4 protein-coding genes are annotated in these 13,152 nt (G+C 55.2%); 2 read left to right on the top strand and 2 right to left on the bottom strand.

What is annotated here, in order from left to right; genetic code table 11:
• Window positions 1-71 precede the first annotated feature (71 nt).
• Complete coding sequence (locus tag EHT87_RS25925; protein WP_229321364.1) at window positions 72-2,543, top strand: carboxypeptidase regulatory-like domain-containing protein; 2,472 nt, start codon at window positions 72-74, stop codon at window positions 2,541-2,543.
• 73 nt (window positions 2,544-2,616) lie between these two features.
• Here the strand turns inward: EHT87_RS25925 and EHT87_RS25920 are convergent, their stop codons facing one another.
• Window positions 2,617-9,486 carry a putative Ig domain-containing protein gene (locus EHT87_RS25920; RefSeq protein WP_124909720.1) on the bottom strand — a complete coding sequence of 2,290 codons (6,870 nt, stop codon included), beginning with the start codon at window positions 9,484-9,486 and terminating at the stop codon, window positions 2,617-2,619.
• A gap of 317 nt (window positions 9,487-9,803) precedes the next feature.
• On the opposite strand from EHT87_RS25920, the gene ispE reads away from it, so the two are divergent.
• Entirely contained in the window at window positions 9,804-10,610 is an 807-nt protein-coding gene (gene ispE / locus EHT87_RS25915; protein ID WP_124909719.1) for a 4-(cytidine 5'-diphospho)-2-C-methyl-D-erythritol kinase, read from the top strand.
• 86 nt (window positions 10,611-10,696) lie between these two features.
• On the opposite strand, the gene EHT87_RS25910 is transcribed toward ispE, so the two are convergent.
• A partial coding sequence (locus EHT87_RS25910) for a putative Ig domain-containing protein (RefSeq protein WP_124909718.1) occupies window positions 10,697-13,152 on the bottom strand: 2,456 nt, incomplete at its 5' end.

Genomic DNA, 13,152 nt, shown 5'->3' with positions numbered 1-13,152 from the left:
ACTCATTGTCTAATTACGGAATTAACGACTGAACCCGGTCTTATGGGCAAACGGCCCCGGACACCATTAGTATGGGCACTTGTATTTTGAAACGTTGGCGTAAGCTGTTGTTCACCTGCGGATTGGTTTTTTGCATGGTGGGCTTTTGCGATGCCCAATCCGATACGCTATTGCAACAGGCAAACCGGCAATATACGCTGAAAGCCTATGGCCGGGCCATTGAACTGTATACCCAATGGCTGGCCGAATCGCCGGGTAAGCTGATGGCTGAACAACGTATTATGGCCCAGGCCAATCTGGCGCATTGCTATAAATTAATGGGTGATCTGAAAAAAGCCGAGCGGGCTTATCAAGAGTTGACGGCAACTACCGAATTGACCGGAGCGCAAATTGAAAGTTACCTGCAGTATGCCCAGACCCTGGCTGGCAACGGCAAATACAGCGAATCGCAGGTTCTGTTTGATAAATACAAAAAGCTGAAAGAAAAAACCGTCGAAGCCGAGCGGTCACCGTTTTTAGATTCGGCTACAGGCATAATTGGCAAAAAAACGCCCACCCGTTACCGACTGGAAGTGCTCGCTCTCAATACGTCGAATGCGGAATTCAGTCCGATGTATTACCGTGACGGGCTGGTTTTTGTGTCGGGCAAGAAAGCGAGTGCCGCCATCGAAACCGCCGGTAAAGGGGGTGGGGGGAGCTACCTCGATTTGTTTTACGTTCAGGATCGCCAGCAATTGAAGGCCAGCCAGATAATTAGTGCGGATGGTACGGTCACAAAACCAGTTCAGGCGCGTAACCGAAAAGAGCGCCGGGCGGGAAACAACCAGCGTAGTCGCGCATCGGCCAACGACTCGCGCACGATTGGCGGTTATGACGGCGGTATCAATATTTCGGACGGCTTGCGGTTATCGAAGGGCATTCAGCCATTCAGTCGCTCCATCAACAGCCGGTACCACGAAGGCCCGGTTACGTTTTTTAGCGATGGCTATCAGATGGTGTTTACCCGAAATAACTACGATGGCCGGCGGGTACGGCAAAGTACGGAGGGCGTTACAAACCTGAAATTATATACCGCCAGCCAGCAAAACGGTACCTGGGTCAATATCGAGGAGTTGCCGTTCAACAGCAATGATTATTCGGTTGGGCATCCGGCGTTGAGCAAAGATGATCGGTTGCTGTTTTTTGCCTCAGACATGCCCGGCGGAGTTGGCGGTACGGATTTATACGTTTCCCGGAATGAAAATGGGAAATGGACCAAACCGGTCAATCTGGGCAAAGAGATCAATACCAAAGGCAACGACCTCTTTCCATTTATCGATGAACGGGGCAATCTGTATTTTGCCTCCGACGGGCGGAAAGGCCTGGGCGGACTCGATATTTTTTATGTTCCCCTCGTCGATGGCGCGTTCGCCGGGCCGGTCGAACACCTCGACGCCCCGATCAATTCGGATCTGGATGATTTTGGCATGGTTACCGACGGAAACCGAAAAGGCGGTTATTTCAGCACCAACCGGCAAAAAGGGAATGACGATATTTTTCGTTTTGTCCGGGAAAGTTCGCTGTATGGGTGCCGGAATTTGACCCTGCGGTTCTATGATGAAGTAACGAAGCAGCCCGTCGACAGCGTGGTGGTCGATATAAAAGCCCGGGGCGAAGGCCGTAAAGACCGCACCATGGTTACCCGAAAAGATGGACTGGTGCAGTTGTGTCTGGAATCCAATAACGATTTTATTTTTCGGGCTTCTAAAGACAGTTATGTGACCAATACGGTCGGCTTTTCAACAAATTCATTAACGGACGACTCTCCCTCACGTCTGGAAATTGCCCTCAACCAACCGCCCAAAATTGTCGATACCGTACATTATATACCGCTTCAGCCGAATGATGGATGGGATATTGTCGATTCTCAAAAGGGGCGGGTTCGCGGAACGGTAATGAGCGAAAAAGATCGCAAACCGATTGAAGGGGTGACGGTTAACTTGAAAAATGACTGCGACGGAGTAATCCGCCAAATCGTCACCGGCGTCGACGGCCGGTACGAATTTGAACTAACGGAAGGATGTGATTATACCCTCAGCGCTTCAAAGGAGCGGTATGGCACGAACACCAGCCGGATTAAAAAATTGACGTCCAGAGCCACATCGAAGGTGCTTTCTGCGGATTTGAATATGCTTCGGGTGGGCGATATTGTTCAATTGGACAACATCTATTATGACCTTGATAAATGGACCATTCGGGCCGATGCTTCTCATGAACTGGATAAACTGGTAGCAACCATGCAGAAATACCCTTTGTTAACGGTGGAGCTGCGGTCCCATACCGATAGCCGGGGTGATGCCGTGTATAACCGGTATTTGTCGGCCCAGCGTGCCAATTCGGTGGTCAGTTACCTGGCGTCAAAAGGGATTAGCCGAAAACGGATGGTCGCTGCGGGGTATGGCGAGTCCCTGCTATTAAATAATTGCGCCAACGAAGTCGATTGTACCGAAGCCGAACACCAGCGCAACCGCCGAACGGAATTTAAAGTCTTGTCGATCAAGTAAAATCCCATTTTCAGAATACACAAAAAAGCCGCAGACGATCAATCTGCGGCTTTTTTGTGTATTCTGAAAATGGCTATCGGGTGATAAGCAGTCGTTTGATCAGTTGCTGTTCGGCGGTTTTCAGCTGGACAAAGTGAAGACCCGGTCCGTTTTGGCTTAAGTCCACCGTCTCGCGCTGCACCTGGCCGGTTCCGACTACGGTTTGCTGCCACGTAACCCGGCCCAGCACATCGACTACCTGCAATTTGGCGGCTTTTTGTGCCGCCAGGCGGTAGCTGATCACGACCCGGCCGGTGGTGGGGTTCGGACTTACCGCTAAATCAGCCGTAAATTCAGCATCAGGAACGCCTGTGCGACCGCCATTCGGACAGGTCAGCGTCTTGGGTGACCATTTCAGGGTGAAATTACCACCCGGAATGCGACCACTGATTGAGTGAGTCTGGCCGTCCTTGAGCGAAACCGGAACATCGAAACTGTAACCGTGACTACCGTTGCCTTTCCCGGCTGTTTTCAAATCCTGACGGAAAATGTTGGCATCGACAGAACCGACAACGGTAGTACCATCCAGAAATTCGACGGTGATGGGCGTGTTAGGGCGATTGCGATCCCATACCCAGCCTTGAATCGTAGTACAGTTGACCACATCCAGATACCCTTCATAACTTCCCGGTCCGCTGCCGCCCGTGGTTGGGGGCGGGTTGGTGCCTCCACCGGTGTTGACCGTCAGCGTCAGGTTCGTAGCAACGGCCGGGTGCTTGTTGTCGGTGGCCGAATAGGTCAGCGTGAAAGCGCCCTGCTGGGTGGGTGTTCCGGTAATGACCCGCGTACCCGCATTGAACGATAAGCCGTTTGGCAATCCCGTCAGCGTATAAGTCAACGGATCGTTTTCGGCATCGGTGAAGACCGGCAGTGCACTGGAGGTGAAAGCGGTATTGACCGTGGCCGTCAGAGCCGAAACCGCCGGAGCCACCGGAGCGGCATTCGTCGGTGTTTCGCCCCCGGTACCAACCGTCAGCGTCAGGGTCGTGGCAACGGCCGGGTGCTTGTTGTCGGTAGCCGAATAGGTCAGCGTGAAAGCGCCCTGCTGGGTCGGTGTTCCGGTAATGACCCGCGTACCCGCATTGAATGATAAACCGTTTGGTAATCCTGTCAGCGTATAAGTCAACGGATCATTTTCGGCATCGGTGAAGACCGGCAGCGCACTGGAGGTGAAAGCGGTATTGACCGTAGCCGTCAGAGCCGAAACCGCCGGAGCCACCGGAGCGGCATTGGTCGGGGTGCCGGTTCCGGCGCAATTGATGGTTTTAGGAGCCCATTTGAGGATAAACTCTGAATTCTGCACCCGCGCCCAAATGGTATGGTTCTGGCCGTTTTTAATACTCTCCGGTATCGGGAAGTCGAACCAGTGTATCCCATTTCCTTTTCCGGCATCTTTCAAATGTTGCTGAAAAACGTTCGCAGGAATAGAGCCCAATGGTGTACCGGCGGCAATGGAAGGGCCATCGAAAAACTCGATGGTGACCACGGCATTGACATTGGTACGATCAAAAGCCCAGCCTGAAAGTGTATTACAATTGGCCTCCTGCGTCAGATAACCGTCAAAATTGGCGGCTGGTGCGGGTGGCGGGGTTGTTCCACCCGCAGATACCGTCAGGGTAAAGGTGACCGAAGAGGCTATTTTTCCATCCGTGGCCGAATAGGTCAGCGTGAAAGCACCCTGCTGGGTCGGTGTTCCGGTGATGATCCGACTGCCGGTATTGAAGGTCAAACCGTTCGGCAATCCCGTCAGCGCGTAGGTCAGCGGATCATTTTCGGCATCGGTGAAAACCGGCAGTGCACTGGAGGTGAAAGCGGTATTGACCGTGGCCGTCAGGGCCGAAACTGCCGGAGCTACCGGAGCCGTATTGGTCGGTGGAGCCGCGTTTGTGATCACAAATGTGAGCAGTGCCGAAGCCGTTTTTCCTTTCGGATCAGTCACAATTAAACTGGTCGTGAACGTTCCTAACGTAGTGGGCGAACCACTCAGCGTCCGGGTAGCGGCCGAATACGTTAAGCCCGGAACGGAACCATTGAGGGCATAAATCAGTGACTCTCCTTCTGGATCGGTAAAGGCGGGAATCGTATACGTCGTCGCGACGCCAATTTCCCGGTTTTGCGTAGCCAACACGGGTCCGGTCGGCGCTTGATTCGTCGGATCTTCCGGGAACGGATTGCCCGTTCCCGGGCAGTTGAGCGTTTTAGGGGATCCCATCAATTCGTACGAAGTTCCCTGAACCCGCATTCCGATGCTGTGGTTCTGGCCATTTTTCAGGGTTGCGGGAATGATGTAAGAGTAGCCGTGCTGGCCGTTTCCTTTCTGAGCGCTTACCAGATCGGGCCGCGCCAGTGAAGCGGTAATCGTGGCGATGAGATTATCACCATCCCGCACCTCAATAGCCAGCGGAGTATTCGGCTGATTGGCATCCCAAACCCAGCCAAAAATGTCACCATCACAGTTGATCACGTCCAGATAGCCTTCATAAGCTCCGGCTGGAGGAGGAGTCGATGGGTTGTTGATCGTCAGCGTCAGGGTCGTGGCAACGGCCGGGTGCTTGTTGTCGGTGGCTGAATAGGTCAGCGTGAAAGTACCCTGCTGGGTCGGTGTTCCGGTGATGACCCGCGTACCCGCATTGAAGGATAAGCCGTTTGGCAATCCCGTCAGCGTATAAGTCAACGGATCGTTTTCGGCATCGGTGAAGACCGGCAACGCACTGGAGGTGAAAGCGGTATTGACCGTAGCCGTCAGAGCCGAAACCGCCGGAGCCACCGGAGCGGCATTGGTCGGGGTGCCGGTTCCGGCGCAATTGATGGTTTTAGGCGACCACGTCAGGATAAAGGTCGACCCCTGCACCCGCCCCCAAATCGTATGCGTCTGGTTATCTTTGACACTTTCGGGCACCGTGAAGTTATACCCGTGGGCCCCATTGCCTTTGTTGGCATTCTTGAGGTCCTGGCGATAAATATCGGCCGAAATCGAACCGATGGAGACCGCCGTCGCTGCGGTGGCACCATCCAGAAATTCAACGGTTATTGGCGTGTTGGGTTTGTCCCGATCCCAGACCCAGCCGGAGAATGACGAACAATTGACGCCATCCAGATACCCTTCAAAGTTGCCGGTAACCACCGGGTTGCCGCCTGCTCCAACGACCAGAGTAATGGACAGATCGGTTTTATTCTGACTGTCGGTGGCCGAATAGGTCAGCGTGAAGGTGCCCTGTTGGGTCGGCGTTCCGGAAATGACGCGGGTGCCGGCGTTGAAACTCAAGCCGGATGGTAATCCGGTCAAGGCATACGTCAGCGGCTCGCTATCGGTGAAAACCGGCAGCGTATATGAATACGCTACGTTGACGGTGGCCGCCAGCGGGGATACCGCCGGTTTGACCGGGGGTGGATTCGTTGGCGTTCCACCGGCGGCAACGGCCAGCGTGATCGACAGATCGGTTTTATTCTGACTGTCGGTGGCCGAATAGGTCAGTGTGAAGGTGCCCTGCTGGGTTGGCGTTCCGGAAATAACACGCGAACCGGCATCGAAGCTCAGGCCGGAAGGCAATCCGGTCAAGGCATACGTCAGTGGTTCACTATCGGTGAACACCGGCAGAGTATACGAATACGCTACGTTGACGGTGGCCGCCAGCGGGGATACCGCCGGTTTGACCGGGGGCGGATTCGTTGGCGTTCCGGAGCCTTCGCAGGTTAACGTTTTAGGTGACCAGTTCAGGACATACGTCGATCCCTGGACCCGTCCCCAGATGGTCTGCTGCTGGCTATTTTTAATGCTGTTCGGAACTATAAAACTGTAGCCATGGATACCGTTGCCTTTCCCGGCGGTTACTAAATCCTGACGGAAGATGTTGGCTACCGTCGTGCCGATCACCGTGGCTGATTCGATCGAAGGATTGGAACCGGTTGCTGCCAGAAATTCAACGGTATAGGGCGCATTGGGGCTGTCGTAATTGAACACCCAGCCCGAAATTGTATTGCAATTGACCTGATCCAGATACCCTTCAAAATTACCGGTAACCACTGGTGGCGGATTGCCCGTGCCAGCCGTGTTCACTGTCAACGTAAAGGTGGTACTAACCGCGGGGTTGATATTATCCGTTGCGGTATACGTCAAATTGTAGGAAGTCGCCTGCGTCGGAGTACCGCTGATGACGCGGGTACTGGCATTGAAACTCAATGAAGCAGGTAGCCCGGTCAGGGTGTACGTTAGCGGATCACCATCCGGATCCGTAAACGGCGTCAGCGCATTCGAAGTGAAACTGGCATTGACTGTAGCCGTTAAATTCGCCACGGAAGGTGCCGTTGGCGGCCCGTTGGTGGGTGGCGTAGAGGTTCCGGTGGTGGTTCCGGTGGCGGTATTGCTGTTGGCCGACACGTTTCCGGTGGCATCTACCGCCCGAACGAAGAAATAATATTCGGTGCCCGCCGTCAGACCCGTGGCGTTGTAGCTGGTACCGGAGGTCACGTCACCGATTTTGGCGTTATTCCGATAGACTTCATAACTGGCAACGCCGGAATTGTCTGTCGATGCGTTCCACGTTAACCGCATTGAATTTTGCGTGATGTTACTCAATGCCAGCGAGGTTGGAGCCGTTGGGGGTTGTTTATCCGCAGCGTCGGAAACCACATTGAACGATTTTTCAACCGGGCGCGCAGGTTTGAAACCTCCGCCACCGTGCTGGGCCGCCCGAATGGTTACTTTTCCCAGTCGTCCCGTCAGAAAAACCTTCCCTTCTGCAATCACCGCCGGTCCTTCAATAACGTAGAAAACAACCGGTTTTCCCGACGAGGCTGATGCTTCGGGCGTGAAAGCGGGCGAATTGGGGGCTCGGTCGGCAATGTTATTGAGCGTAATCGTTTGCGCCGTTCCGGGGCAATCCGGATAAATATACCGGATGGTTTCTGACTTCAGGCCCCCCGCATCGGTTACTTCCAGCTTCACGCCATACCAGAAAGTCAGCGTACCGTCGCAGCCGATGGGCGGTAAAGAAGCCGTCGAGGTTTGACTGGTAGTGATAAAATCATCGTGCTGGTGATCATTGTGAAACAACGAAACCGTCCATTTGTAACTCAACTGATTGGCGGGGGTCTCATCGGTGATCACCGCCGACAGGTTTATGTTCCGGATTTCATCCAGATTCATCTGCGTCAGCGCGTCGATGCTGGTGCTGACAATCACCGGAGCCGTATTGTTGGCACTGCTGACGGTGATGACCTTCGTTGTCTGACTGGTCTTGCCATCCGGATCGGTTACGGTCAGTTTGACGGTAAACGCCGTCGAGGTCGCGTTCGTTGTAAACGTATGTTCCGGGTTGGCGGAGGTGCTGCTCGTGTTATCACCAAAATCCCAGGCATACGTTATGGCTTTTCCTTCGGGGTCATAGGAGGTATTACCGGTAAATTTGACGGTTAATGGACTCGCTCCGTTCGTTTTATCCGCTAAAATAATTGCCACCGGAGGGCTGCCGCCGGTTGAACCATTGTAAACCACCCGCCGTACGCGTTCTCCGCCATCTTCCGGATAACGCAGGTAGTACATGTTTTTGTCTATCGGATTGAAAGCGATGCAGGTGATATACTGGTAGGAGCTACCACCGTCGAGGAGCTTCGTCAGCGTTTCGGGTTGGGGCTGGTTGTCGCTGTCAAAAGACATTTTAGAAATCCACCCTCCGTTGAAATCGGCAAAATAATACGCGTTCTGGTATTCGGCCGGGTAATTTCCCCCGCCGGGGTGCCAGCTGCCGCCGATCGAACAATAGCCCGGCAGCACACCGGCCGGGGTGTTGCTGACAGCGGTCATCGTTCCGTTGCGGTTAACCTGCCCCGGTCCGGATCGCCAGGCGATAGACGGTTTAGAGAACGTTACTCCGGCGGGTTTGTATTCCGTTTTGCTGTAAGGACGCGTAGAAGGAACCATGCCTTCTTCAAAAGGCCAGCCGTAGTTGGCTCCTTTCTTAATGACGTTAATCTCTTCCCAGTCCGTAAAGCCCACATCACCCACGTATAAAGCCCCCGGATTGCCGGAGTTTATATCTCCGCTACCCGTGTTTGGACGAACGGAACTCCGGAAGGGTTGGCGAAGCCCCGAAGCGAAAATCCGGCTTTTAATAGACCGGGGCGCGCTGGGGTCATAGTTTGGGTTGCCCGGTACGCCGTCGCCGTTTTCCGGATTGATTCGAAGGACCTTTCCTGACAACGAATAGTCGACCTGCGAACGGTAACTGCCGATATTTTCCGCAGCTGTGATAAACCCGTTTTGAATGGACTGGCTGTAGTACGATTCGGAGTAAGAACCCTGATCGAAGGCCGGCGCGGCTCCGTCGCCGGTCGGAATGAGCAGCGTGCCATCTTCTCCCATCGATATGCCGCCACCCGCGTGTGAACTGGACGTCAGCGGAATACAGTCGCCGGGAACCCCTTTGCTGGGATTATTGGGGTCGGGATCCCCAATTAAAACCTTACGGCTATTGGGTTTGATGGATCGAAAACCGTCATCTTTATTAGCTTCGTAGCGCGTAATCCGGGCATACGTACCCTGCCATTTCACGGAAGCATACTTAATGACGTAATAGAGGTAAAACCGCCCGTTCGTCAGAAAATTGTTATCCAGGGCCATGCCCAGCAATCCAAAATCGTCGTAACGGCCAATTTCACCCGAAATATCCAATAATTGTGATTTTTGCTTCGTCTGGGGATCAACGCGGGTAACCCGCCCATCGATGCCCCAAACATACATAGCCCCGTTTTTGTCAAACGTAAATCCAACGGCACCGGCCAGATCGCTTGCATACACTTCCTCCGAGAAACTGGGCTTATACTGGCTATAAGCCGTCGATACAAAACCAGTGATCAGAGTAAATACCAGGATTAAACTTTTGAGTTGAGTACAGAGGTTTGTCATAAGATAAAGTTTACTTTAACGTGTCATTCAGCGCAGATCGTACTTCACAGCAATAGACAAGATAGGATGGGGAACACTCCATTTCAGGCGATAAAAAGGAATTAACAGATCGAAGTACTGTATATTTAATCCCTGAAATTTTGAATTTTGCAGGGAAATTCTGTTGGAAATATAGGAAAAATCCAAAAGGGTTCAATCTTTAAGTTTACCAAATTTACTAAACGGTAGACTTAAAGTTTTATAATTCAGTGCTATAGTCACATAGGATAACATGCAGTTATTTTAAAAAATTATTAAAAGGTCCCAATCTGTCTTTAATGATACTCTTTCCCAACGCGAAAATTAACCTCGGTTTACACATCACCGAAAAACGATCGGATGGTTTCCATAACCTCGAATCTTGCTTCTATCCGGTTCCGCTGAATGATCTGCTCGAAATCATTCCGGCTTCAAAAAACTCCTTTACGATCAGTGGAGCCACCATCCCGGGCGATTCGGCCACGAACCTGTGTATGCGGGCCTATGAACTTTTGAAGCACGATGTTGAGCTACCGCCCATCCAGATGTACCTGCACAAAATGATTCCGATCGGTGCTGGCCTGGGAGGAGGATCGGCCGATGCCGCCTGTACACTTCGTCTGTTGAATGAGCAATTCAGTCTGGCATTGGCAGTAGAGCAATTGGAAATGTACGCACGCCAACTGGGCAGCGATTGTGCTTTTTTTATTCGGAACCGCCCTCTGTATTGCCTCGAAAAAGGGGACCATTTTGAAGACATTGATGTATCTCTGCGTGGCTATACGATTGTTCTGGTTTATCCCAATCTGGCTATTTCAACGGCGGAAGCTTATGCGAATGTTCGCCCGCAAAAACCGGCAATATCGCTCCGAACTTTGCTACAGGCACCGATCGATACCTGGCAAAAAACAATCCGGAACGATTTTGAAACCAGCCTTTTTCAACGCTATCCTGTTCTGGATACGATCAAACAAGAACTATACCAGTCAGGGGCTGTATATGCCAGTATGAGTGGTTCAGGGTCAACTATTTACGGTATTTTTGAGCAAGCGGTATCCTTACCCGACCACTTCAGCAACTACCAGGTCTGGCAGAAAACCGTATAATCACTAATCCCAAGAATGGTTCATTTAATGAAAAAACCGCCGGTAGCGCTACCGGCGGTTTTTTCATGACCCAAGAAGCTGGTGGGTTAGCGGTTGATCAGCAGGCGTTTGGTGACAATCTGTTTGGCCGTCTGCAACTGAAGCAGGTACACGGCCGGGGCCACCCCACTCAGATCGATCGTTTGCCGCTCGGGCTGGCCGCTGCCCAGCAGCGCTTTCTCCCAGAGCGACCGCCCCAGCAGATCCACTACCTGCAGATCCGCCCACTGCCCGGCGGCCACCTCGTAACTGACTTCCACCCGCCCCCGGCTGGGGTTGGGACTCACCGTCAGCGCCAGGCGCACCTGTGTCCCCCCCTGCTCGACGCCCTGCCGGCTGCCGCTTGGGCAGGTAAGCGTTTTGGGTGACCACTTGAGGGTGTAGCCGCTGGCGGGCACCCGCCCGCTGATGGCGTGGGGCTTGCCATCGCGCAGCGAAGCGGGCACCTCGAAACTGTAGCCGTGGTTGCCATCGCCCTTGCCGGCCGTCTTCAGATCTGGCCGGAAGAGGCCCGCATCGGTGCTGCCTACCACACTGGTGCCATCGACAAATTCGACGGTGATGGGTGTGTTGGGGCGGTTGCGATCCCAGATCCAGCCCTGAATGCTGCTGCAATTGACAATGTCCAGATACCCCTCATAGTTGCCCGGTCCGCTGCCGCTACTGGTCGGCGGGGGCGTGGTGCCCCCGGTGTTGACCGTCAGCGTCAGCGTCACCGCCTGCGAGAGCGGGCCGTCACTGGCCGAATACGTCAGGGTGAACGTGCCACTGGCGGTGGGCGTACCCGAAATTACCCGGGTGGTGGCATTGAAGGTCAGGGGGGCGGGCAGTCCTGTCAGCGTGTAGGTCAGCGGATCGTTCTGGGCATCGGTGAAGACCGGCAGCGTGGTGGTGAAAGCCCCATTGACGGTGGCCGTCAGGGGTCCCACCGCTGGAGCCACCGGGGCCGTATTGGCGGGCGGGGGTGTGCCCGGGCTACCACAGGTGAGGGTCTTGGGAGCATCCTTGAGGATGAACTCGGAGCCCTGCACGCGGGCCCAGATCTGGCGGGGCTGGCCGTCCTTGAGGGCTTCGGGAATGGCAAAGTCAAAGCCGTGCTCGCCGTTGCCTTTGCCCGCATTGAGCAGATCCTGCCGGAAGATATTGGCCGCCGTGGTGCCCAGCAGCTGGCCAGTAGCGATGGACGCGCCCTGGAAGAACTCGATGGTGACCACGGCATTGCCTTTGGCCCGCTCCCAGGCCCAGCCCGAGAGTGTGGTGCAGTTGAGGTCCTTGGCCAGGTAGCCGTCGTAGTTAGCCGCCGGAGCCGGGGGTGTGGTGCCCCCGGTGTTGACCGTCAGCGTCAGCGTCACCGCCTGCGCGAGTTGGCCGTCACTGGCCGAATACGTCAGGGTGAACGTACCACTGGCGGTGGGCGTGCCCGAAATCACCCGGGTGGTGGCGTTGAAGCTCAGGGGGGCAGGCAGCCCCGTCAGCGTGTAGGTCAGCGGATCGTTCTGGGCATCGGTGAAGACCGGCAGCGCACTGGCCGTAAAGGCTACGTTGACCGTCGCTGTCAGGGGGCCCACCGCCGGCGCCACCGGGGCGGTATTGGTAGGCGGGGGTGTGCCCGGGCTACCACAGGTGAGGGTCTTGGGGGCATCCTTGAGGATGAACTCGGAGCCCTGCACCCGGGCCCAGATCTGGCGGGGCTGGCCGTCCTTGAGGGCTTCGGGAATGGCAAAGTCAAAGCCGTGCTCGCCGTTGCCTTTGCCCGCATTGAGCAGATCCTGCCGGAAGATATTGGCCGCCGTGGTGCCTAGCAGTTGGCCAGTAGCGATGGACGCACCCTGGAAGAACTCGATGGTGACTACGGCATTGCCTTTGGCCCGCTCCCAGGCCCAGCCCGAGAGCGTGGTGCAGTTGAGGTCCTTGGCCAGGTAGCCATCGTAGTTAGCCGCCGGGGCCGGTGGCGTGGTGCCCCCGGTGTTGACCGTCAGGGCAATGCTGACCGCCTGCGAGAGCAGGCCGTCACTGGCCGAATACGTCAGGGGGAACGTGCCACTGGCGGTGGGCGTGCCGGCAATCACCCGGGTGGTGGCGTTGAAGCTCAGGGGGGCGGGCAGCCCTGTCAGCGTGTAGGTCAGCGGATCATTCTGGGCATCGGTGAAGACCGGCAGCGTCGTCGCGTAAGCGACATTGACGGTGGCCGTCAGGGATGAAACCGCCGGTGCCACCGGGGCCGTATTGGCGGGCGGGGCCGGGCTGACGACGAGCGAAACAACGAGTGGGGTTTTAGCGCCCCCCTGATCGGTGGCACTGTACGTGAGGCTGAAGGTGCCGCTGGTGGTGGGCGTGCCCGACACCACCCGGCTACTGGCGTTGAAGCTCAGGGGACTGGGTAAGCCCGTCAACTCATACGTCAAGGGGCTCTGCTCCGGATCGGTGAAGACCGGCAGGGGAGCCGAGCTAAAGGCGGTATGGACCACGGCCGCCAGCGGGGAGACGGCCGGTGGCACCGGCG

The organism is Larkinella knui, from assembly GCF_003858645.1.
Lineage (GTDB): Bacteria > Bacteroidota > Bacteroidia > Cytophagales > Spirosomataceae > Larkinella > Larkinella knui.
Note: the sequence above shows the minus strand (reverse complement) of the source record. Positions and strands in the feature narration are given on the sequence as shown.

Excerpts from the sequence above, each read along its gene's own strand:
- EHT87_RS25925 (WP_229321364.1), top strand. The coding sequence starts at position 72 with ATGGGCACTTGTATTTTGAAACGTTGGCGTAAGCTGTTGTTCACCTGC.
- ispE (WP_124909719.1), top strand. The coding sequence starts at position 9,804 with ATGATACTCTTTCCCAACGCGAAAATTAACCTCGGTTTACACATCACC.
- EHT87_RS25920 (WP_124909720.1), bottom strand. The coding sequence starts at position 9,486 with ATGACAAACCTCTGTACTCAACTCAAAAGTTTAATCCTGGTATTTACT.